Annotated in this window: 18 protein-coding genes and 1 pseudogene; 7 read left to right on the forward strand and 12 right to left on the reverse strand. The window is 63.7% G+C overall.

Translation table 11 applies throughout. The annotated features are described in order from the left end of the window. Positions 1 to 2: 2 nt before the first annotated feature. From Thiowin_RS00160 to Thiowin_RS00170, 3 genes are all read right to left on the reverse strand, one after another. Positions 3 to 806 (reverse strand): lysophospholipid acyltransferase family protein, encoded by an 804-nt coding sequence (locus Thiowin_RS00160; RefSeq protein WP_328985738.1) that lies wholly within the window; start codon positions 804 to 806, stop codon positions 3 to 5. Between the two features lie 6 nt (positions 807 to 812). Next, positions 813 to 1592 (reverse strand): GNAT family N-acetyltransferase, encoded by a 780-nt coding sequence (locus tag Thiowin_RS00165; RefSeq protein WP_328985739.1) that lies wholly within the window; start codon positions 1590 to 1592, stop codon positions 813 to 815. Between the two features lie 159 nt (positions 1593 to 1751). Beyond that, a complete protein-coding gene (locus Thiowin_RS00170) occupies positions 1752 to 2420 on the reverse strand; it encodes a histidinol-phosphatase (RefSeq protein ID WP_328985740.1) in 669 nt (222 codons plus the stop codon). 131 nt (positions 2421 to 2551) lie between these two features. Between Thiowin_RS00170 and Thiowin_RS00175 the strand changes: the two are divergent. From Thiowin_RS00175 to Thiowin_RS00195, 5 genes and pseudogenes are all read left to right on the forward strand, one after another. Then, positions 2552 to 3091 (forward strand): annotated as a pseudogene (locus tag Thiowin_RS00175) (RNA pyrophosphohydrolase); the annotation flags it as partial. Between the two features lie 226 nt (positions 3092 to 3317). After that, positions 3318 to 5549, forward strand: a complete 2232-nt coding sequence (ptsP, locus tag Thiowin_RS00180) for a phosphoenolpyruvate--protein phosphotransferase (RefSeq protein ID WP_328985741.1) — start codon at positions 3318 to 3320, stop codon at positions 5547 to 5549. A 39-nt stretch (positions 5550 to 5588) separates the two neighbouring features. Next, a complete protein-coding gene (locus Thiowin_RS00185) occupies positions 5589 to 6701 on the forward strand; it encodes an AI-2E family transporter (protein ID WP_328985742.1) in 1113 nt (370 codons plus the stop codon). A gap of 54 nt (positions 6702 to 6755) precedes the next feature. After that, a complete protein-coding gene (locus Thiowin_RS00190; RefSeq protein WP_328985743.1) occupies positions 6756 to 8144 on the forward strand; it encodes a cytochrome c in 1389 nt (462 codons plus the stop codon). Positions 8145 to 8196: 52 nt separating this feature from the next. Beyond that, positions 8197 to 8487 (forward strand): hypothetical protein, encoded by a 291-nt coding sequence (locus tag Thiowin_RS00195; protein WP_328985744.1) that lies wholly within the window; start codon positions 8197 to 8199, stop codon positions 8485 to 8487. On the opposite strand, the gene cls is transcribed toward Thiowin_RS00195, so the two are convergent. The 5 genes from cls to Thiowin_RS00220 all read right to left on the reverse strand — a co-directional run bounded on the left by cls (position 8484) and on the right by Thiowin_RS00220 (position 14476). Continuing rightward, entirely contained in the window at positions 8484 to 10055 is a 1572-nt protein-coding gene (gene cls / locus Thiowin_RS00200; protein WP_328985745.1) for a cardiolipin synthase, read from the reverse strand. The two genes, Thiowin_RS00195 and cls, sit on opposite strands and share 4 nt — an antisense overlap. Before the next feature lie 4 nt (positions 10056 to 10059). After that, a complete protein-coding gene (locus Thiowin_RS00205) occupies positions 10060 to 11541 on the reverse strand; it encodes an FAD-binding oxidoreductase (RefSeq protein WP_408034139.1) in 1482 nt (493 codons plus the stop codon). After that, positions 11498 to 12109: a BON domain-containing protein gene (locus Thiowin_RS00210; protein WP_328985748.1), complete on the reverse strand. Its 612-nt coding sequence runs from the start codon at positions 12107 to 12109 to the stop codon at positions 11498 to 11500. The genes Thiowin_RS00205 and Thiowin_RS00210 overlap by 44 nt, the downstream gene beginning before the upstream one ends. 67 nt (positions 12110 to 12176) lie before the next feature. Then, positions 12177 to 12593 carry a YraN family protein gene (locus Thiowin_RS00215; protein ID WP_328985749.1) on the reverse strand — a complete coding sequence of 139 codons (417 nt, stop codon included), beginning with the start codon at positions 12591 to 12593 and terminating at the stop codon, positions 12177 to 12179. Then, positions 12590 to 14476, reverse strand: a complete 1887-nt coding sequence (locus tag Thiowin_RS00220; protein WP_328985750.1) for a penicillin-binding protein activator — start codon at positions 14474 to 14476, stop codon at positions 12590 to 12592. Before Thiowin_RS00220 ends, Thiowin_RS00215 begins: the two co-directional genes overlap by 4 nt. Here Thiowin_RS00220 and rsmI point away from each other — a divergent pair. Together rsmI and Thiowin_RS00230 are read left to right on the forward strand one after the other, a co-directional pair. After that, positions 14475 to 15380 carry a 16S rRNA (cytidine(1402)-2'-O)-methyltransferase gene (gene rsmI / locus Thiowin_RS00225; RefSeq protein ID WP_328985751.1) on the forward strand — a complete coding sequence of 302 codons (906 nt, stop codon included), beginning with the start codon at positions 14475 to 14477 and terminating at the stop codon, positions 15378 to 15380. The two genes, Thiowin_RS00220 and rsmI, sit on opposite strands and share 2 nt — an antisense overlap. A gap of 29 nt (positions 15381 to 15409) precedes the next feature. Further along, positions 15410 to 16429, forward strand: a complete 1020-nt coding sequence (locus Thiowin_RS00230) for a PdaC/SigV domain-containing protein (RefSeq protein WP_328985752.1) — start codon at positions 15410 to 15412, stop codon at positions 16427 to 16429. 126 nt (positions 16430 to 16555) lie between these two features. Here Thiowin_RS00230 and Thiowin_RS00235 read toward each other — a convergent pair whose 3' ends face one another. Genes Thiowin_RS00235 through Thiowin_RS00250 form a run of 4 tightly spaced genes read right to left on the reverse strand, consistent with a single transcriptional unit; the run spans position 16556 to position 22003 of the window. Next, positions 16556 to 18385, reverse strand: coding sequence for a complex I subunit 5 family protein (locus Thiowin_RS00235; protein ID WP_328985753.1), 1830 nt, complete (start codon positions 18383 to 18385; stop codon positions 16556 to 16558). Beyond that, positions 18382 to 19893 carry a complex I subunit 5 family protein gene (locus tag Thiowin_RS00240; RefSeq protein ID WP_328985754.1) on the reverse strand — a complete coding sequence of 504 codons (1512 nt, stop codon included), beginning with the start codon at positions 19891 to 19893 and terminating at the stop codon, positions 18382 to 18384. Before Thiowin_RS00240 ends, Thiowin_RS00235 begins: the two co-directional genes overlap by 4 nt. Beyond that, positions 19890 to 21335, reverse strand: coding sequence for a complex I subunit 5 family protein (locus Thiowin_RS00245; RefSeq protein ID WP_328985755.1), 1446 nt, complete (start codon positions 21333 to 21335; stop codon positions 19890 to 19892). Before Thiowin_RS00245 ends, Thiowin_RS00240 begins: the two co-directional genes overlap by 4 nt. After that, entirely contained in the window at positions 21332 to 22003 is a 672-nt protein-coding gene (locus Thiowin_RS00250) for a Na(+)/H(+) antiporter subunit B (RefSeq protein ID WP_328985756.1), read from the reverse strand. Before Thiowin_RS00250 ends, Thiowin_RS00245 begins: the two co-directional genes overlap by 4 nt. Positions 22004 to 22369 lie beyond the last annotated feature (366 nt).

Consider the following 22369-nt stretch of genomic DNA (forward strand, 5'->3'; position numbering starts at 1 on the left):
GCTTACTCCGCGCCCAGACCGGCCTGATCGGTCTTGCTGCCCATTTCGGGCGTGAGAGCATGGAGCCTGAGCGCGTCAAGAATGGCCGCGCGTGCCTGATCAGCCAAGTGGCGACGATCTTGACCTCGGCCATCGATCTGTGGCAGGAAGCTGACGTGCACCCTGATGCCAGGGTGCTGCAGCACGCGCCACAGATGGCGAACCAGGGTGTCGTCGTCAATGAAGGGCGCAACGGCATCCGGCCGCGGCCCCTGACCATAGCGCAGCGCCACGGGCTGCAGTTGAATTGGCCCGGCTAAGCTGCTGCCAAGCTCTGACGCGGGTTGTACCACGGCGAAAAGCCGTGGCAGAAAGCGCCGTACCCCAGATCCATCGCTGGTGGTGCCCTCGGCAAAGACCACCACGGCGAAACCCGCGCTAATGCGCTCGCGCACGGCGGCAATGGCCTCGGCAAAGCGATTCGCGCCGCGCTCAATGAAGAGCGTGCCGGCAACGGCAGCCATCCAACCGACAACCGGCCAGCGACGGACCTCTGCCTTGGACAGAAAGCCAACCGATCCCTGTGCGCCCAGGACTGGGATATCGAGCCAGGAGATGTGGTTGGCGACCAGTAGCGCCCCTTCGCGAAGCTGGCCCGAGACGCTGAGCTCAAGCGCCAGAATGCGACACAGCCGAGCATGCCACCAGCGCACCACTTCCAGGTGCCAGGCGGGCGGGCGGCCCAAGAGGCGCAGACCTGCCACGACCAGGCTGATCAGGGCGCCTGTCAGCAGATGTTCGATTGCGCGCAGCGCTCGCCAGATCATCAGCCGTCAGAAGTGTCCGCGATGGTCGTTCGAGCGGTGGATAAAATGGCGCGAGTAGCTGGGATTGAGTTCGCGCACATCAAGGAGCATGAGCACATCGGCAACCTGGAAGTCCGGGTCGCGGCAGGGCTCGCCACAGGCCTTGGCGCCAGCGCGAACATAGGCCTTGAGCAGCGGAGGCAGTGGAGCGTCGAGCTTGGGCTCGTCTCGCCCTTCGACCCGCAGTGGCAGGCGCGGGGTGACGCGCAGGTGCTCTGGCGCCATGGCTTGGCGACGCAAGCGGTTCATGATACCAGCGGCTTGGGCGTCGTCCTCGCCAAGCGGAATGCTGGCGCAGCCGAACAAATAATTGATGCGATGCATTGAGATATAACTTGCCACGCCAGACCAGAGAACCGCAATGGCGGAGCCTTGACGATATTCACGCGCCACGCAGGTGCGGCCAAGCTCGAGCAGGCGTCCGTCGAGCGCTCGAATTGGGTCCAGGTCGAATTCCCCCTCGGAGTAAAAGCGCCCAAGTTCGCGCGCGCCACCTTGATCGAGCAGGCGGGTGCAGGCCACCACCTGCCCGCTGCCGGTCTCGCGCACCAGAAGATGTTGGCAGTGATGATCGAATTCGTCATAGTCGAGTTGTTCGGCATCGGTTTTGAGCTTGGCGCCCAGTTCCAGGCCAAAAATCCGGTAGCGCAGTGCCAGTGCCTCGCGCGCGGCGGCCTGGCCGTCGGCGAATTCAGGGCGCAGGCGCTCAATGCGCGCGGACGATAAGACAGTTGCGGTGGCTCCCATGACGAAAATACCTGATTTGACGGGTGCAAAATGGCAGGCCAACCCGAAAATCTAACAGCCAATTGTTGCGATACCATGAGCTTCATATGACAACTCGATGACTCCTGTGTTGGCCCGGGTACTTGGGCGCGGAGCGGCAGGCGGCGCGCTGCCATGGGGCTAGCTTGACCGCTGCCCGCGAAGGGAGAGTATCGGCCAGCCACGGTCGTGGGCAATAGCGGCGAGTTGCAGGTCTGGGTTCACCGCCACCGGATGACTGACCGCGCTGAGCAACGGTAGGTCGTTGATGGAGTCGCTGTAAAAGTGGCTTTCAGCGAGCGTGAGCCCCTGTTCGCGCAGCCATTGATGCAGGCGTTCCACCTTGCCCTGCTGAAAGGCGGGCGTTCCGGCAACCCGTCCGGTATAACGACCATCAAGGAATTCTGGATCAGTCGCGATCAAATCCGCAATGCCCAGGCGTTCGGCGATGGGTTCAGTGACAAAACGGTTGGTGGCGGTGATGATCAAGAGTCGGTCACCGGCGTCGCGGTGTTTTTCGATCAGTGCGCGAGCCTCTGGCAGGATGATGGGCTCGATTTTGTCGCGCACAAAAGCGTCCCGCCAGGCCTGTAAAATGGCCAGCGGGTGCTCGCTCAAGGGTTTTAGCGAAAAGCCGAGAAAAGCGTCGATATCCAAGCAGCCATTGCGGTAATCGGCATAAAAGGTGCTGTTTTTGCACTCGTAATCGACGCCATCGACGACGCCTTGCTCAATAAGATGGCGTCCCCAGAGATAATCCGAGTCTCCGTCGAGCAAGGTGTTGTCGAGATCAAAAATTGTCAGGCGCAAGGTGGGCCTCCCTTCAGTCCGAGCAGAATCTTGAACAACAAAGGGCGAGTATCGCCGATCTCGGCATCAATTTGCCGCTGTTGCTCGAAATATGGAAAAATGCCATTGAGATACTCACGAGGTGGCCTGGCTTGATCGACCGCGACGGCTTCAGACCCAATGTCGGCATAATTCTGTGCAACGGCGAGCGCCGCCTGTTCTGGGGGCGGCGTGTCGGGCAGAATGCCTGGCAGTTTCCGCAGGGCGGCATTCAGGCCGATGAGACCCCGCGGGAAGCCATGTTTCGCGAACTTGAGGAAGAAGTCGGTCTGGTTCAGCGACAGGTAACCGTGCTCGGCGCCACCCGTGGCTGGCTCAGGTATCGTTTGCCCAAGCGCTTTATCCGCCGCCATTGCTGCGGGCCGACCTGCATCGGGCAGAAGCAGATCTGGTTCATGCTGCGGGTTGATTGTGGTGAGGATGCCTTCTGTCTCGACCATTCCCCCAAGCCCGAGTTCGATGCCTGGCGCTGGGTACGTTACTGGAGTCCGCTGCGCGAGGTGGTGTATTTCAAGCGCAGGGTTTATGAACAGGCGCTGATCGAGTTGCAGCCCCTGCTTTACCCGGAGTTGTGCGGTGACCGTCAAGCCCGCTCGCCCGATGGGCTCACGCGCCAGTCCCAGCCCACTTTGCAAGCCAATTTGCAAGCCAATTTGCAAGCCAATTTGCAAGCAAGCTTGCAACCAAACTCCCCGCGGGCACAGCCCGGGCCAGTCGAATGGGCGGCTGCCGAGCCCACTGGGTCGGGACAGATACCTCTCATCTGCCGGCGCCGCTAGGTGGCCCTGATGCAAGCCTCGCGAGCCCATATTCATAACCCGCCTCCAGTCGCGGCCGAACCAGAGCGGAGCCCAAGGCATGCTTGAGTCGCTGCGTCGCATTGTCCAGGAGGTCAATCGCGCCCTGTCGCTCGACGATGCCCTGCGCATCATTGTCAGTCGTGTCAAGGAAGCCATTGGCGCTGATGTCTGCTCGGTGTATCTGACTGATCAAAGCAACCGCGAGCATGTCCTGCTGGCCACCGATGGACTGCGTCCCGAGGCTGTGGGGCGGGTGCGCATCCCGCTCAATCGTGGCCTGGTAGGCTGGGTCGCGGAAAAGGCCGATCTGGTCAGCCTAAGCGATGCCTCTACTCACTCGCGCTATTTGAGCATCACCGAGACTGGCGAGAACCGTTTTCGCGGTTTTCTTGGTGTGCCCATTGTGCAAAACCGCCGTGTGCTTGGCGTGCTGGTGCTGCGTCAGCGTGAATCGCGCTGCTTCGGCGATGATGAAGTCACCTTTGTCATTACCCTGGCCGCGCAATTGGCCGGCGCCATTGAGCTTGGGCGCATGCATCAGCAGGATCTGATGCCGAGCCGCTTTCTTTCCGGCATGGCGGCCTCACCCGGCATCGGCTTTGGTACCACGGTGGTGGTCTATCCGCCAGCCAATCTGGAAGCGGTGCCTGACAAGCTCATTGAGGATGCCGAGGGCGAAGTGGTCGCTTTTCGGGCCGCGCTCAAGGATGTCGGGGCCGAGATTGATCGCATCGGTGATCGTTTCAGCCAAGAGGACCGCGCGCTCTTCGATGCCTGGCGCATGATGTTGGAAAGCGATTCCCTGGTCGATGGCGCGCTCAAGCGTATTGGCGACGGGAACTGGGCCCAGGCAGCGCTGCGCGACACCATTGCCGAGCACACTTCCGTGTTCGATCAGATGGAAGATCCCTATCTGCGCGAGCGTGCCTCGGATGTCCGCGATCTCGGTCGCTGGATTCTGACCCGCCTGCAAAACCAGCACGCACCGGCGCTGAAGTATCCACCGCAGACTATTCTGGTCGGCGATGAGATCAGCGTGATGCAGTTGAGCGCGGTGCCGAGCGAGTCCCTGGCCGGAATCGTCAGCAGCGGCGGCTCGGCTTCCTCGCACATCGCGATTCTGGCGCGCGGCATGGGCTTGCCGGCGGCCATGGGCGTGAGCGACCTGCCGGTCAGCCGCATGAACGGGCTGGAGACCATTGTCGATGGCTATCGCGGGCGCGTTTATATTGACCCCAGCGCCAGTATTCGAAACGAATACGAGCGATTGGCCGATGAGGAGCAGGCCTTCGCGGCTGAGCTCGACGCCCTGCGTGGTCTGCCGTCGGAAACCACGGATGGCTACTCGCTGCCGCTATATCTGAACACCGGTCTAGTGTCCGAGCAGCGTCCGGCCGGCAGCGACGAGGCCGCTGGCGTTGGGCTCTACCGCACCGAACTCCCCTTCCTAGTGCGGGATCGCTTTCCCGGCGAGGGCGCGCAATACAACAATTATCGCCGTATCCTCGAGGTGTTCGCGCCCCGTACCGTCACCATCCGCACCCTGGATATTGGCGGCGACAAACCACTGTCCTATTTTCCCATCGAGGAATCCAACCCCTTTCTTGGTTGGCGTGGCATTCGGGTCGCATTGGATCATCCGCAGATTTTCATGACCCAGGTGCGCGCCATGCTCTCGGCCTCGGTTGGACTCGACAATCTGCAATTGCTCTTGCCCATGATCACCACCCTGGGCGAACTCGACGAAGCCCAGCGCATGATCAGTCGCGCGCTCGAGGAACTCCTCGACGAAGGCCATGCCGTGAGCATGCCGCCCATCGGGGCCATGATCGAGGTTCCAGCGGCGGTCTATCAAGCCGAGAGCTTCGCCGGTCGGGTGGATTTTCTCTCCGTCGGCACTAACGACCTGACCCAGTATCTGCTGGCGGTGGATCGCAACAACCCGCGTGTCGCAGCCCTCTACGATGACCTGCATCCAGCGGTGCTGCTGGCGCTAACCACGGTAGTGGCTGGTGCCCGCGCCCATGGCAAAGAGGTAAGTGTGTGCGGTGAGCTGGCCGGTGATCCCCTTGGTGCCGTGCTCCTGCTTGGTGCGGGGGTGCACAGCCTCAGCATGAGTGCCGCCAGTCTGCTGCGCGTTAAAGGTGTCATCCGCAGTCTCAGTCGCGGGCGGGCGCGCGAACTGCTCAACGATGCGCTGCGCTGCGAGACCGGCGCTGCGGTGCGCAAACTACTGACCGGGGCGCTTGAGGACATCGGCCTCGGCGGACTGGTGCGTCCGGGGCGCTGAGCGCGGCTGGGTGGCTGACATTTCAGTGTGGATAATGCTATGGATGAAACACCGGATTTCAGCCCGGCCGGGCGTTTTCTGATTATGGCGGGCGCCTTGGTGGTGCTGGTCGCGGGTTTGCGCGCCGCTTCACACCTGGTCATGCCCTTTCTGTTGTCGATCTTCATTGCCGTGCTGGCGGCGGGCCCGCTGCGCTATCTGCGTAGCCATGGATTGCCGCGTTGGGCAGCCATGCTTGTGATTGCCGGCGTGCTCACCGGGGTTGGCCTGGTTGTGGGCACCCTGTTCACTGATTCACTCAACACCTTCAACCAGCGTCTGCCGAGCTATCAGGTGCGCTTGCTGAGTGCCGCGAGCGAACTGCAGACTTGGATCGAAGGCCATGGCGTGGAGCTGCCGGAAAATGCATTGAGTTCGCTGATTGATCCGCCGCGCATGATGGCGATGATGCGCGCCATGGTGACCGGCTTTAGCAGCATTTTGGCCAATACCATGCTGGTGCTGGTGACAGTGATTTTCATCCTGCTTGAAGCCGACGGCCTGCCCAACAAAGTGCGCCTGGCGCTGCGCACACCAGAAGAGTCCATTGACCAGGCGCAACAGGTGATGCGGGCCATTAACCGCTACATGGCGCTCAAGGCCAGCACCAGTCTGCTCACTGGCGTGCTGGTGTGGATTCTGCTGAGCATCGTCGGCGTGGATTTCGCGCCCATGTGGGGCACCATTGCCTTTTTGCTCAATTTCGTGCCCACCATTGGTTCCATCATCGCCGCCATTCCGCCAGTATTGTTGGCACTGGTGCAGATCGACCTCGGCGCCGCGCTTATGACCATGATTGGCTTTGCCGCCATCAATCTTGGCATTGGCAATATCCTGGAACCCAAGATCATGGGTCGGGGTGTGGGGCTTTCCACCCTGGTGGTCTTCCTGTCTCTGGTATTCTGGGGCTATGTTCTGGGAGTCGGTGGCATGTTCCTGTCGGTTCCCCTGACCATGGCGCTGAAAATTGCTCTGGGTGCCAATCCGCAGACGCGCCCCATCGCCATTTTGCTGGGACCCGAGAATCAGGTCGCCGTGGTCGGGGAAGCCGGTGCTTCAGCAGAAGGCAGCCTGTGGGTCGAACCCTTGCGGAGCATGGAGTCCGGAAGCTGAGCTAGCGAATACGGCTGCCGCCCTGTCATTTTCGATTGTTTTCAGGAGACGACCATGCGTGATCTGACTCTTCGCCACGGCGCCCTGGTGCTGGCCTGCCTGCTATCGATGGCCCCGACCTTGGCCGGGACGGATGCTGCGGATGCGAGCAATCAGGCCAGCCAGCCGCCGCTCCCACCCGCCAAGGCCTATGGCAAGTTCACCCAGGCGCGCATTGAGCATGGGCGCTATCTGACCCTGGCCGGAGACTGTCTGGGCTGCCACCTGCGTCCTGGCGGCAAGCCATTTGAGGGTGGGCTGGCGCTGAACACGCCTTTCGGCACGATTTATTCGCCCAACATCACCCCGCACAAGGCCTGGGGTATAGGGTCGTTCTCCGATCAAGACTTCCTGCGCGCGCTCCAGCAGGGTATCCGCCCGGATGGCAAGCCTTATTATCCGGCTCTGCCCTATCCTTCTTTCACCAAGGTCAAGGACGATGACCTGCTCGCCATCAAGGATTATCTGTTCTCACTCGAGCCCTCGGACTATCGCCCACCAGAAACCCAACTGCGCTGGCCCTTCGATCTGCGCGATCTGCTGTTTGGCTGGCAGGAACTCTACCTCAGCGACCAGCGCTTCGAGCCCGACCCGAGCAAAAGCGAGGAATGGAACCGCGGGGCCTATTTGGTCGAGGGCCTGGGTCACTGCGGCGCCTGCCATACGCCGCGCAATCTGGCCGGTGCCACCGAGGCCCATGAAGCGCTGACGGGCGCCCTGATTGATGGCTGGTACGCGCCCAATCTGACCTCCGAGTTGGGTGACGGCTTGGGCGACTGGAGGCTCCATGAACTCATCACATATATGCGCAGCGGCGAGGCCACGCCCGCCAAGGACGCGGCCAGCGGGCAGACCAACACCAGCGCGCCGCATGGCCCCCAAGCTGGTTCCCACAATGGTTCCCAAAATGGCCCCGTAACCGCCGCGCTCGGTCCCATGGCCGAGGTGGTGCATCTCAGCCTGTCGCGACTGGCTGATTCGGACCTGCGTGCCATTGCGGTCTATCTTAAAGACCGGCCGGCAATAGAAACCCCGCGCCAAGCGCCATCAAGACCGCATCAGCTCAGCGAGCAGGACGATATCCAAGGCCGGCGCCTGTACCGGCATTACTGTTCGGGCTGCCACCAGAGCCATGGGCAGGGACTCGCGCCCTACTTCCCCGCTCTGCGCGGCAATGAAGTGGTGACCCTGCCTGATCCGAAGGATGTCGTCAGCGCGCTGCTGCTCGGCGCGCCGGCCGACCCAACCCAGGCATTCTCCGCGCATGTGGTCATGCCATCCTTTGGTAGCCTGCTCAATGATCGCCAGATCGCCATTCTGGCCAGCTATATTCGCGCCAACTGGGGCAATGATGCCGCACCCGTCACGCCCGAGCAGGTCAGCCAGCTACGCCGGGGGGACTAGCTCAGCGGTGGTTGCGATTCGCGGCCATCTTAACCCTAGGAAACACAAGCCCATGACTGTCAGTCAAGAGCAGCAAGGCGTGACCATCGCCTTTCTGGAGCGTTTTGAGAAGTTTCGTCTGCCGCGTGCCTTGGAGATCAAGGAACGGGTCGATCAGGGCGCGACCCTGGAGACCTTTGATATGGATTTTCTCGCACGGGTGTTCGAGGACGCGCAGCGCATCAAGCCCTTGGTGGATCAACGCCCGGATCTGCAGTCGCTCTACAGCCGCGCCATTGATCTATACCATGGGATCACCGAACGGGCGCTGGCCAACGAGGAGCGCGCGAGCGGATCGGGTTAAAGCACCGGCCCCAGCATGGCGACTGTGTTGTTCCACAGGCGTTGGCGCCAGCTCCAGGCGCCAACCTGCTCGGGGGTAATGGGCACTGAGTCGGCCAGATACTGCTGTTGGCGCTCGCGCAGGCTGGCGGTCAGAGCCGGGTCATGGAGCAGAATGTTGTTTTCGTAGTTGAGCTCGAAGCTGCGTCTGTCCATGTTGGCCGAGCCGATCAGGCTGATGGCGCCATCCATGGTCAGGGACTTGGCATGCAGCAGGCCCTTGGGATACTCAAAGATGCGCACCCCGGCCGCGAGCAGTTCGGCATAGTAGCTGCGACTGGCGGCGGCGACAATGCGGCTGTCATTATGGGCGGGAAAGACAATGGTGGTGCGCACGCCGCGGCGGGCACTGGCGCAGAGAGCGGCCTGAATGGACTCGTCGGGTACATAGTAAGGGGTGGTGATGGTGAGCTCCTGGCGCGCGCTGTAAATCAGTGCCTCGAACACCTCTGGCATCGCCGACCAGCGCACTGTCGGACCCGTGCCTATGACCTGAGCTGGCAAGGCATCCTGGGATATCCCGGATGATAATGGCGGCGATAGGGGCGCCGGAAACGGCGCTGATGCGGGTTGGGACGGCAATTGCCGCAAGGGACGCCGCAGCAGGGCGTCCATGTCGTCCTCGACATGGGGCATCCAGTCACTGGCGAACAGATACTGGTTCTGGCGCGCGATTGGTCCCTCGAAGCGCACCATCAGATCCACCCAGGGCGCGTATTTGGCCTTGATCAGAAATTCCGCGTCGGCACAGTTCTGGCTGCCGCAGTAGGTGATCCAGTCATCAATCACCACGATTTTGCGGTGATTGCGCAAATCGATGCGTCCGGTCAGGACCCGCAGCAGCGGGTTGCCGATGGGCAGCGCGCGCGCCAGGCGCACCCCGGCGTCCCGCATGCGCCGCCAGTGCTCGGAGCCGATCATGCGCCTTGAGCCGAGGTCATCCGCCAGGGCGCGGCACATCAGGCCACGCCCAGCCGCGCGTATCAGCGCCTCGGCCACGCGGCGGCCATTGTTGTCTGGTAGCCAGATGTAAAACAGCAGATGCACATGATCGCGCGCGGCATCGATGTCGGCGACCAGGGCATCAATGGTGGCTGTGGAGTCCGCGAGCAGGCGGGCCTGGTTTCCACTGACCGGCGCAAAGCCGCTGATGGACTCGCCGAGGCGAAACAGATGGCGGTGTTCCGGGGGAATGCTGTCAGGAGGAATGCTGTCCGGGCGGATGCTATCTGGGGAAATGCCATCGGGTTCGCTGATTCCGGCGGCGTTCGGGTGGGTCACCAGTCGCGGTGCTGGCAGGCGTGCGAGGGATTGGCGCAGACGCTCCACCCGCCGCCGGCCGATATTGGTCTCCCCCACCAAGAGGTAAGCCACAAAGCCCGCCACCGGCAGCGCGAAAATCAAGATAACCCAGGTCATGCGTGCCGCCGGCTCGCGATGCGGGCGCAGCAGCACGCGCATGGCGATGCCCACTTGAAGCGCGAAGTGCGCGACCAGCAGCAGACTAGCCATCAGACTGGATTCACTCATGGGGTCAGGCGTTCGAAGTTGGAGGTTGGAAGTCAGGGCTGGGGGACAGGGCTGGGGGACAGGGCTGGGGGAGGCCCTTGTTCGGGTTAAGAATGCCAGCCGGGTCGAATTGCCGCTTGATGGCATGCATCAGCCGCAAGGCCGCCGGGTCGAGTTCGCGGCTGACGAAATCACGCTTCTCCAGGCCCACGCCATGCTCGCCGGACAGGGTGCCGCCCAAGCGCACCACCAAGTCAAACACCGCATTGAGGCATTCCTGGGCGCGGCGCAGTTCGTCGGCATCATCCGGGTCGACCAGCAGGTTGACATGGATGTTGCCATTGCCAGCGTGACCAAAATTAACAATTCGAATGCCAGTGCGTCGCGAAAGCTGGTCGAGCCCGTCGATGAAAGTCGCCATGTGGGAGACGGGCACCACCACATCCTCGTTGATTTTTTTCGGCGCCACGTGACGCAGCGCGGGCGACAGTGCCTTGCGCGTTTTCCATAGCGCCGCCACATCCGCCGGATCGGCGGCGGTGCGCAGCTCCAGCAGGCCCGGCACGCGCGCGGCGGCGCTGACAGCGGCGGCGGATTTGTCCACACAATCGGCCGGTCCGTCGACCTCGATCATCAGCATGGCGCCGGTCTCGGGCGCGAGGCCAAGGTCGGAGAATTCGCGCACCATCTCGATGGCGGCCGCGTCCATGAACTCCAATGCGCAGGGCGTGACCGGCTGTGCCATGATGGCGGCGACCGCGGTGGCGGCGGCATGAATATCCCGGTAGGTTGCGGCCAGGGTGCGGCGATCCTCGGTCAGGGGGGTGAGCTTCAGGGTGGCGCCGACAATCAGCCCCAGGGTGCCCTCGGAGCCGATCAATAGCCGGGTCAAGTCATAGCCGACCACGCCCTTGGTGGTGTTCACGCCCGTGCGGATGAGTTCGCCGGTCCCTGTCACCGCCGTCAATCCCAGGGTGTTCTCGCGTGGGGTGCCGTACTTCACCGCGCGCGGTCCGGCGGAGTTATAGGCGAGATTGCCGCCGATGGTGCAGACCGCCGCGCTGGTCGGGTCCGGCGGCCAGAAAAACCCCTGTGCCGCCAGCGCTTGCTGCAACCGTTGATTGGTCAGCCCGGGTTCGACACGGGCCAGGCGATTGGCGCCATCGATCTCGAGCAGGCGATTCATGCGCTCGAAAGCAATGACCAGACCGCCGCGCTCGGGCACTGTCGCACCCGTGGTGCCTGTGCCCAGACCGCGCGCAGTGACTGGCAGCTGCTCGTTCGCACAGAGTCGGACCAATTGCCGCACCTGCTCGGCATCATGCACAAAAACCACGGCACCCGGCTGACCCTGACGGCGGCTGTTGTCATAGCCATAGGCCCAGCAGTCGGCGGGATCGGTCAGTAGCGCATCGGTGCCGACGATGTCCGCCAGCGCGCGCCTAAGCCGATCAGGAAGCCGATCAGGTGCTGGGTGGGGATACTGTGTTTGTTGCACTGATGACATTGAAAATACGTACCACGCGCACGACACCTGGAATGCGTCGCACCTTTTCCACCGTGGCCTCGGCCTCCTCCGGAGTGACCAGACCCATCAGGTAGATCACGCCATTTTCGGCCACTACTTTCACCCGCAGCGGGTCGAAATCCGGGATCTTGATGTCGGCCAGTGCCAGCTTGGCGCGCGAACCAAGATAGGTATCCTGACTCTTGCGCGTCAGGCTGATGTTCGGACCGATTTCGACCTCATTGTAAACCTTGGTCACCTTGGGCAGTCGGGCGATGAGCTCGGCGAAGCGACGCGAAACAGCGGCGCTCTCGGCCTGGCCGGTCAGCAGTGCCTCATAGTTGTAGCTGGTGACCGAAATGCTGCTGTGTTCGCTAATATCCGGATTTTGGTGATAGTAATGAATGGCTTGCAGTTCAATGGTCTCATCACCCAGCACGGTCTGCGCGGAGCGGCGTTCATGCAGGACGGCGCCGCCCAAGGCCACGCCTCCGACGACCATGGGAGCGCAAGCGGACAGCAAGGTCAGGCTCATGATCAGGGTCAGCAGGATAACCAAAGGTTTCATCTGCGTGCGCATCTTCCTCAAGTACCGGATCCAGATGTCTTGGGCTGGGATTGAAGCAGCTGTGGATTTATTGCTCGGACGCATCGAAAGCTCCCTTGATCCAATGAATCACTTCCTGACCCTCGATGGCCACCACATCGAAACGGCAGGCGCTGTCAGTCGGATGGTGGCTCAGATAGTGCCGCGCGGTCATGATGAGCTTGCGCTGCTTGCGCGTATCCACGCTGGCGCCGGCGCCGCCAAAGCGCTGCGACCGGCGGTAGCGGACCTCGACAAATGCCAGCACCTGGCGGTCGCGCATGATGAGATCAATCTCACCGAAGCGGCACCTGTGATTGGAGGCAATCCACTCAAGTCCCTGTGTTTGTAGATATTGCCGCGCCAGAGTTTCGTAGCCCTGGCCTCGTGCCAGCGCTGTCTCGGATCCGAGGCGCGGGCTCTTAGCACCCGCGCGATGGATTTGCCTCCCGCCAGACGCCGTCATCTTTGGGCAATGAGCGACTTGGACATTGTGGAATCTGCGCTCTTGGAGGCAGGTGGGCGCGCCGCTTCGATGTGCGTGACCGGGACGGGTCCAGCCGCCTCGAAGCGCGCCAAGGCCAGTGTTCTCAGCACGCGTCCGCTGCCATCGACGCTGAGTCCGCCGCTGACGCCGGGCAGGAAATGCCCAGGATGCAGACTCATCGCGTGGGCGCGCGGCGCCAGTCGGTAGCTGTCAATGCCCATGGCGGCCAGGCGGGTCAGCGTCGCGTTGGAGCCCCCCGCGCCTGGTGGGAGTCGCGGCATCGCGCGAGCCGGGCCGCTGGAACCAATGAGCCAGGGAATGTCAACGAAATAGAGCCCGGTCAGGGCGAGAGAATCCGTTCCACTGCCATTGTAAACATGGGAGGTGGCGAGGACCGGGAGGTTGCGCTGGTTGGCCAGTTTGAGCTTGGCCCACAGGCTTTGGGCATTGTCATCGGTCGCGATCAGGAAAATCAGATCGCCCTTGCCGGGTGCGAGCAAGGTCTCGGCCCCCGTGCCCATGCTTGCCGGCGTGGCGCCATAGACAGTCTCTCCGGCAAGGTTGCCGCCGAGGGATCGCCAGTGCTCACGAAAGGCTTTGGCCAGACGATTGCCCCAGGGGCCTTGAGGGTACAGCAGCAGAGCCGAGCGCAGCCCGGAGTCCCAGGCATAATTGGCGGCGCTGATGGCTTCATCCTCCGGAGCCAGGGTAAACTGATAGAGCGTCCCGGGCAGAGAGCGCCCCTTGTTGTCACGATTCAGCGCCAGCGTTGGCACGGGCAGTTGCTGGCGGCTGCTCAGCACGTTAACGGCGGTTTTTTGCAGTGGCCCGATCACCAGGTCGGCGCCATTTGACACGGCTCGCTCATAGGCGGCTTCGGCATCATCGGTGCTGTTGGCGGTCTTGACGCGGGGACGATTCCCGCTGGCCTGGGCCTCATCGGCATGGCGCAGGCCCCTGTCGATGGCCATGCTGGCGCCGCTGAAGTGACCACTGCGGGGTAGCAGCACCCAGACGTCCGTGCCGGGCGCATAGTCGCCGTGCAGGGCGGCATAGTAGGCGCGGGGCAATTCCTCGGTGACTGGCAAGCTGCCGTGGCGCGAACGCCAGCCGCGATACTTGCCAAGGACGGTGGCATCGGCCTGGTTGGCAGTGGAGAGCAGTTCCGCAAGACCGGCCCAGGCGCGCAGGCGTCCGCTGCCTTTTTGGCTGAGCTCTCGCAATTGCGCTGCGTCCAGGACCGACAAGGTCAATAGCAGCGAGACTTGGTTGTCGAGACGCTGCTGCGAGCCGCCGAGCATGCGATCAATTTCATCGAGCTTGGCCGCTGCCTGGACGGGATCACCACTCTGGCGGTAAGCTGCGGCCATCATGCCCAGGCGCTCGATGCGACTCTCCGGTGGCAGGCCGAAAGCGCCGAGCCGGTTGAGCTCCGTTAGAGTGCGCTCGGGCAGGGCGCTCTGCAGGGCCGCGCGGGCGGCGATCAGTTGCTCCTGGTGGCGCAGACCAGCAGTGAGGCGGCCGCTATCAATGGCACCCAGGGTGCGTAGGGCGCGCTGGGATTGGCCGCCCAGGTAGAAGGCCTCGGCCGCGCGCAACTCGAGCGCCTGGCGCGCGGGTGCGTTGGACTCCTTGGCAAGCTTGAGGTAGGCCTCGGCCGCATTCACGGCATCGCCCGCCGCCGCGGTTGACTCGATTTCCGCCAGTGCATTCGCGGGCACTCCGGTTAATAATGGCCGGTCATCTCCGCCTGGCACGGTCGCGCAGCCGGTCAGCACAATGAAGATCGCACCCACGGCCAGCCTGGGCAGGGCCGCGCGTGGTTTGGGAATGGATCGGGGAACGGACAGGGTAGGATTCATGGTCTCTCCGCCAAATCAGTTGGATGCGGCCGTTCGGTCTGGCGTACTATACGTGGTGGCCACGCCTATCGGCAATCTTGGCGACCTTGGTGCCCGCGCCGCCGCGATACTGGCCGGGGTGGATCTGATCGCCTGCGAGGACACACGCCACAGCCGTCGCCTGCTCGACCACCTGGGTCTCCGCAAGCCGCTGTGCGCCTATCATGATCATAACGAGGCACAGACCTATCCGCGCCTGCTCGCGCGTCTGCGGGCAGGGGAGAGCATTGCGCTGATCAGCGACGCTGGTACTCCGCTGATTAGCGATCCCGGCTTCAGTCTGGTGCGCGCAGCTCGTGCGCAAGGCGTCGATGTGGTTCCGATCCCGGGGCCAAGCGCGCTGATCTGTGCCCTCTCGGCCGCGGGTTTGCCAAGCGATCGTTTTTTGTTCCTCGGCTTTGCGCCACGTACCAGCGCCGCAAGGCGTGCTTTTTTTGACCAGCTTGCCGAGGAGCCGGGTACTCTGCTCTTCTACGAGACTGGCAAACGTCTAGTCGCAACCCTGGAGGACAGCCGCGCCATGCTCGGCGAGAGGCGCCAGGCTGTGATCGCGCGTGAGCTGACCAAACGCTTCGAGACGTTTTTAACCGGCTCGCTCGGCGACCTGCATGCGCGTGTCAGCGCGGACAGCGAACAGCAGCTCGGGGAGTTCGTGCTCCTGATCGAAGGGGCCGGTGGCGGTGAGGGCGCGCGGCAGGAGCGCGAGGAGGCGCGCATCCTCGATATCCTCTGTCGCGAGCTGCCCACCCGCCAGGCGGCTGCCTTAACCGCGCGCATCACGGGTGGTCAGCGCAACCGACTCTATCGCGCGGCCCTGACGCGCCAGCGGTCAGAGTCGCAAGCTGACGACTCTTCTTATCCCTGACTCCCGTGAAGAAATGGATGGTGTCGATCATGTTTCAAGCAGTGACTCTTGCAACCAATGGCAGGCCAATGGCGATGCTGCCGCTGGTGTTTTGCACGCTAGCCGCGCTACCCATCTCCGCCCAGAGTGCCAGCTTCGATTGCCGCAAGGCAACCACCAAGGTCGAGCATTTGATCTGCGCCGATGCAGAGCTTGGCTCGCTTGACGGGACCCTGGGCGACCTCTATCGACGCGCGCTTGGCGATGCCGGCGCGGCCGCCGAGGCGCTGCGAACGCAGCAGCGCGACTGGCTGGCCGAACGCAACGGCTGCGACACGAACTCGTGCCTGGTGGACGCCTATCGCCAGCGCATCGCCGCTCTCAGTCTGCGTGTCGATGGACCCTTGGGGCCGATCGCGGAGCGCGAGTTGCCGGACGGTGTTGAAATTGTCCAACGCGGGCCACTCGTCGAGCTAAAGGCCAAGTATCCCCGGCTCGCAGGCGAGGACAGCGCCACCCGGAAGGCGAATCGCCAGATCGCCGCCAGCGTGCGCGAGCAGTTGCAGGATTTCAGGCAAAACTATCTGGACTTTCTCGATGGCAACCAGGGCGAGCATTTTGGTCCGCCCTGGGCGATTGAGATTGATGTTGCACAAACCTACACCGGGCAGCGCTTCTGGACCATCGATCTGACACTCTACAGCTATACCGGTGGCGCCCACGGTGCCTTTATGCATCAGGCGCTGGTGTTTAGCCGTGATCAGGGTGAGTCAATTCCGCCAGCCGGATTATTCCGCCCGGATAGCCCCTGGTTGTCACGGCTCGCGGAGCTAAGCCATGCCGACCTCTCCGAGCGCGAGCCATTCAATGCAGACAGCGACGACGATTGGCTCCGCAATGGCACCGCGCCTGAAGCAGAAAACTACCAGGTGTTGCTGCCACTGGCCGATGGGCTCAAGATCATTTTTGGTCAGTATCAGATCGGCCCCTATGCCCTTGGCATTGTTGATGTGCTGCTTGGCTATGATGAGCTGGCCGGGGTGCTGAATCCGCGCTGGTTCGGCGACTAGCAATGCCGAGCCTTGGCCTGGCTGTCAGCTGGATGCCAGTTTGAAGCCAGTTTGATGTCGGACTCGCTGCCAAGTCTCGCCCAGTCTCGCCCAGTCTCGCTTAGTCTCGCTTAGTCTCGCCCAGTCTCATGGATACGACAGCAGCAAGGCCGCGAGTCCCCCGGCCAGGGCAAGCAACAGCATGGCAAGCTGGCGGCGCAGCCAGCCCTCGGCACGAATCAGCTGATCGAGCGCGGCTAGCATGGCTTGCTCACGCGCGACCCAGAAGGTCACCCAGGCCGCTTGCATGTTGGCCAGCGCCTGGGCCGTCCAGCGGCCAGCGCGCAGCAGACCGCGCGCGCACCAGGCCAGGGGCCACCAGAGATCGCCCGCCGGCAGCCAACGGCTTAACTGAAGCGCGATCTGGGGGGCAAAGCGGCAGAGGCTCCAGCCCAGCACCAGGGACAACAGCAGGCCCAGCGCCAGGGGCCACAGCAGAGCGGGCAGGGCTGTGAGTGGCGGCAAGTCGGGCGCGACCGCGTGCCAACCAATCCACAGCGGCAGGCTGAGTCCGGCCAGCACGCAGATCAGCCAGGCAAGTGGCATGGCGGCGGGCGGATTCCGCCGCGGCTCCTGGCGCTCCTGCCATTGGAGCCACAGTGTCCGTGCCATCAGCGCCGTCGTCCCCACTGCCGCCAGGCCCGACCAGAACAGCAGCCTCTTGTCACCCGCGCTATCGAGCGCGGATTTGTACGCCCATTTCGCCACCAGCCCGGAACCCAGGGCACCGGCCAGGGAGAGCGCCGGTAGCGCCATCAGCGTCCACAGCAGCCAGCTCGGCCAGGGCGGTGGCCGCCGGCTGATCTCGACTCCGAGAAAGAGCGCGCCCTTGTTCAAGCCATGATGGGCGGTGAACAGGATCACCGCCGCGCTAAGCATCGGCCAGTGTTGTGGCTGCAACAGCCCGAGGGACACCAGCACCGCCAGCAGGCCCATCTGGCTGACACTGGAGTAGGCTAGCACCGTCTTGGGCTGGCGCTGCACCACGCCGACCAAGGCGGCGGCGAAGGCCCCGGCCAGACCGGCGCCGAGCATCGCCAGCCCCAGTCCGCGAAAGGCCGGATCGGCGGTGGTGAGCCCCAGCGGCAAGGTGCTCAACCAGCCGACCAGACCGGCCTTGATCATGGCGCCGCTCAGCACCGCGCTGGCCGGCGTCGGGGCGACCGGATGGGCCAATGGCAGCCAAGTGTGCAGGCCGATGACCCCGGCCTTGACGCCAAAGCCGAGCCACAGCAACAGCCCGATCCAGACCCCCGACTCGGCCCGCGCCAATGTCAGGCGCAACTCGGTCAGTGTGATCGCCAGACTGTTGCCATGGCCGCTGCCGGCGCCCCACAGCAGACCGGCCAGAATCAGGGCCTCGCCCACTAGCGCCATGATCAGATAGGCGAAACCACCACGGCGCGCCACGCGACTGCCATTGTGGATCACCAGCGGATAGGCCGCGAAGGTCATGAGCGCGAAGCCCAGGTAGAAGCTGGCGATATCCTCGGCCACCAGCAGCAGCAGATTGCCGCACAGGGTCAGTGGCCAGAAGGCGCCAAAGCGCAGCAGCCGCGCGCGACTGGTCGCATCGCCGGCGCGTGCCTGTTGCTGCTCGGCGCGCAAATAACCCCGCGCGTACCAGGCGGCCAGCGCCCACAGCAAGGCGGTCAAGGCCAGCAACAGGCGGCGTTGCCCATCCAGTTCCCAGCGTCCGCCCGTCAGCCAGGCATCGAGCCGCAAACCGCCGTCGGCGCCGAAGACAACCAGCGCGAGCGCCGGCCAGGCCGCGGTGAGCCATGGCCAATCGAGCTGTTGAAGTTTCCAACGCCCAACGTCGACCAACAGCGGCCGCAGTCCCAGCAGCAGCGGCCACAAGAGCGTGATCAGCAACAAGGGCGCCAGCGGCAGGGAGGCGAGCGGCAAGCTGGTCATGGCAGCAGATACTCCTGTCGGACCACCAGGGTCGCCCATTGCAACGGGCTGAAGGGCAAGCCCGCCAGCATCCCGGCCATGAGGCTGAGCAGCGCCGTGGCCAGTGCCGGTAGCAGCAGCCAGGCACTGGTTTCCAGTCCTCCGGGCTTGCGCTCGCCGGGCCAGTCGCCCAGGCCCCGCGCGGGACCGGGGCGGAACCACAGCCGATGGAGAATGGGCAGAAAATAGGCCATGTTCAGCAGGGTGCTGGTGACCAGCACCGCGATCACCCAGGGCTTGCCGGCCTGCACCGCCCCCAGACCCAGCAGCCATTTGCTGATGAAGCCTACCACCGGCGGCAGGCCGATCATCCCCAGTGCGCCCAGGGTGAAGGCCAGGCTGCTCAGTGGCATGCGCCGGCCGACGCCGTCGAGTTCATCGATGCGGTGAATGCCCAGTTCCTCGGCATAATTGCCGGCGCAGAAAAACAGCGTGACCTTCATCAGCCCCTGGTGAATGAGATGCGCCAGCGCGGCGATGGTGCCCAGTGGCCCGAACAGGCCGATGCCGAGCACAATATAGGACACCTGACTGACGGTGGAAAACGCCAGGCGCGGCTTGAGTTCCTGTTGCGTCAAGGCGCGCACCGAGCCATAGACAATGGTGACCGAGGCGATGACCACCAGACCATCGAGCACCCCGAGCGACTGGGCGAAGCCGATACCGTACACATCATAGACCAAGCGCACAATGCCAAAGGCCCCCGCCTTGACCACGGCCACCGCGTGCAGCAGGGCGCTGACCGGCGCCGGCGCGACCATGGCGCGCGGCAGCCAGCCATGCAGCGGCACCAGCGCCGCCTTGACGCCAAAACCAAGAATCAGCAGCCAAAACAGGCCAATGAGCAGCGGGCGTTTGGCCGGATCCAGGCCGGAGAGCAGGGTCCGCTCCCCAAAACGCCAGTCCCCGCCCAGCACCTGCAGGGCCACCATGCCGAGCAGCAGCGCCAGGCCAGCACTCAGTGTGTAACGCAGATAGACGCTCGCCGCCGCCAGGGCCTGTGGTGTGCCGCGATGAGCCACCAGGGGATAGGTGGAGACGGTCAGCAGCTCATAGAAAATCAGCAGGGTAAAGAGATTCCCGGCCAGGCTCACGCCCATGGTGCTGGCGACGCACAGACTGAAAAACCCAAAAAAGCGCCGGCGATTGGGCGAACCTTCCAGATAGCCGATGGCATAAATGGTGGTGAACAGCCACAGCAGCGATGACAGCCCGGCGAAGGCGAGACCAAGCTTGTCAACCTGCAACACAAAGCTCAGACCATCAACGACGGGAAAGGACAGTCCGTAGTGCTGTCCGGCGGTCAAACCCAACGCCATCCAGGCGACCAGGACGATTTTCACTACCGCCGCGGCCAGATTCAGCAGGGTGCGCGTGCGCACCGCCTGCTCGGGCAGCAGGAAGATCAGCACCGCCGTCATTAGCGAGCTGCCCAGGGTGGCGAGGGGGAGCAGGGCGGTGGCGGTCATGGCAGCGCGCTCAGTCGCACCAGGGCGAGCGGCAACTCCGCCGCCAGGCCCAGCGCAATGGCCGCGAGCGCCAGCGCCAGGGCGATCAGCTCCATGCCAAGTGGCAAGGCGCGAAAGGGGGTGGCGGGCGCATCCTCGACAAAGGAGCAGCGCAACACCCGAAACACATAGGTGGCGCTCAGTAGGGTGCCCAGGGCCAACACCAGCGCCCAGATCCACTGGCCGGAGGCGAAGGAGGCCTGCAACAGCAACCACTTGGCGGTAAAGCCAGCGCTTGGCGGCAGTCCGATCAGGGTCAGGGCCGCGAGTCCGAAGGTCAGCAGCGACAGCGGCAATCGCCGGCTGGTTCCGGTCAGTCCCTCAAGCCGCGTCGCCCCAGTGGAGAGCAGCAGGTTGCCGGCGGCCATGAACATGGCCGCTTTCGCCAGCGCATGCCCGGCCAGTTGCAGCCAGGTTGCTTGCCAGACCAGGGTCGCGACCCCCTCGCCGGCACCGGCCAGCAGGGGAAAGGCCAGCATCAGGTAACCCAACTGGCCGACCGTGGACCAGGCCACCACCTGCTTGAGCCCGGCCGCGCGCCAGGCTTGCACCCCGCCCCAGAGCACAGCCAGACTGCCCAGGGCACCGAGCGCCCAGGCGCCGACCACGACATCGGGTAACAGCAGCCGCCAGAGCAGCAGCAGGATGAAAAAAGACACCTTGACCACCAGCGCGCCATGCACCGCGCTCACGGGCGTCCAGGCGCTGCCATGCACCGGCGCGAGCCAGGCGTGCAGGGGAAAAATCGCCGCTTTCAGCAGTAGGCCACTGCTCAGCAGCGCCATGGCGATGCGGGTGACGGTGTTCGGCTCGGCCACGGCGGCCAGTCCGGCCAGATCAAGCCGCCCCCAGGCTCCCAACAGCAAGGCGATGCCCAACAGCCAGGCGAGCGAGCCAACCAGCGCATAGAGCAAATAACGCAGGCTGGCCATGAGTGCGTCGACCTTGCCCGGCAGCAGCATCAGGCCCACCGCGCAGAGTCCCATCAACTCCAAACCCAGGTAGAGCAGCACCAGATCGGCCGCCAGCCAAATCAGCCCCAGCCCTAGGGCGAGACCACCGAGCAGCGGCCACAACCAGGCGCCCGAGCGCGGCGGAAGACCGCTCACACGCGCGTTGCCCACCGCATGGACGGCGCTGCCGAGCAACAGCACCTGCGTCAGCAGCCACAGGAGCGCGGTCAAGCCATTGAGTCGCCAGTGCAGCTCCAGCCCACCCAGGGTCAGGCAGCCCGCCATGGGTTCGCTCGCGCTGGCCAGGACCAGCCACAAGGCCACCAGCGGCAAGGGCAAGCCGAACAGCAGGAGCCAGAACTCCCGGCGCGGCGGGCGCCAGCCGGCCAGCAACCCAAGGGCCGGCGGCGCGAACAGCAGCCACAGCAAATGATAGGGCGTCGCGTTCACGCGGAGGCTTTGGGGGGCGTCATCAGACTGACCTGGCCGGTGAGCGCATGCAGGCGCAGTAGCACAGCGGCGCCCAGCACCGAGCCGAGCAGGCCGACGGTCAGCCCAATCAGAATCAGCGCCCGCACCTCGGCTCTGGGTACGGCGACACTAGCAAGCAACAGAAACACCCCGGAGCCGATCAGATTAAAGGCCAGCAAGAGGCGCAACAGATGGCGTTGCGCGGCGAAGGCCCAAAGCCCTAAGCTCATCACCAGCAAGCCGGTGAGCGCGAACAGGGTATCGACCGACAGCGGATGCATGCGCGCATCAAGACCCTGCAGCTGGCCGATCGCCAGGCTGGTCAGGCCCAGCCAGGTCAGGGTCATCAGCCAGCGCAGGTGCGCGGTCAAGCGTCGTCGGCGCGGCGTCCTATCCAGCGGCGCCAGTCGCGGTCGCTTACCTCGTCCGCGCAGCGTCCAAAGCAGCGTGCCGCCGGTGAGACCGGCGCCCAATACGGCCTCGGCCAGCGCCAGCCAAGGCTCGCCAAGCATGAGCCAGATGAGCGCCATAACCATGGCAAAGGCGATGAACACCCAGCAGGCGCGAAACAGATCGCGATCCATAAGGCAGGCAGCGGCCAGCAGGATCAGCGCTCCCACCAGGACCCAGACGGTGATGGAGACCATGTGTCAGTTCTGAGACTCACATCTGATGACGAAAGCTTATCTGGACGAGTTGCTCGAGCCTTGCCCGCCATCGTGCACTCTCGAAGGACCTTAATAGCTACGGACGGAAATATTTCGTGTATGCGGCCTGGGTTTTTTGTCAAGCGACCGCAGCGATGAGACATAGCGACAACCCGGGTGGCAGTAAAATTGACGTGGCTACCGCTGTCAACCAGCAAGCGCAAGGAGCAGGCGGCTTCCTCAGCAATTCCAAATTTAGGTGTTTCATCTGGTGTAGAAGCGGCTTTCAGCCGTTTCATGATGCGCCAAGATGGCGCTATTACTGATAAACGGGCCAACAATCGGGCGCTGGATAACGAAATTTGG

The sequence above is a fragment of the Thiorhodovibrio winogradskyi genome (genome assembly GCF_036208045.1).
In the GTDB taxonomy this organism is placed as follows: Bacteria; Pseudomonadota; Gammaproteobacteria; order Chromatiales; family Chromatiaceae; genus Thiorhodovibrio; species Thiorhodovibrio winogradskyi.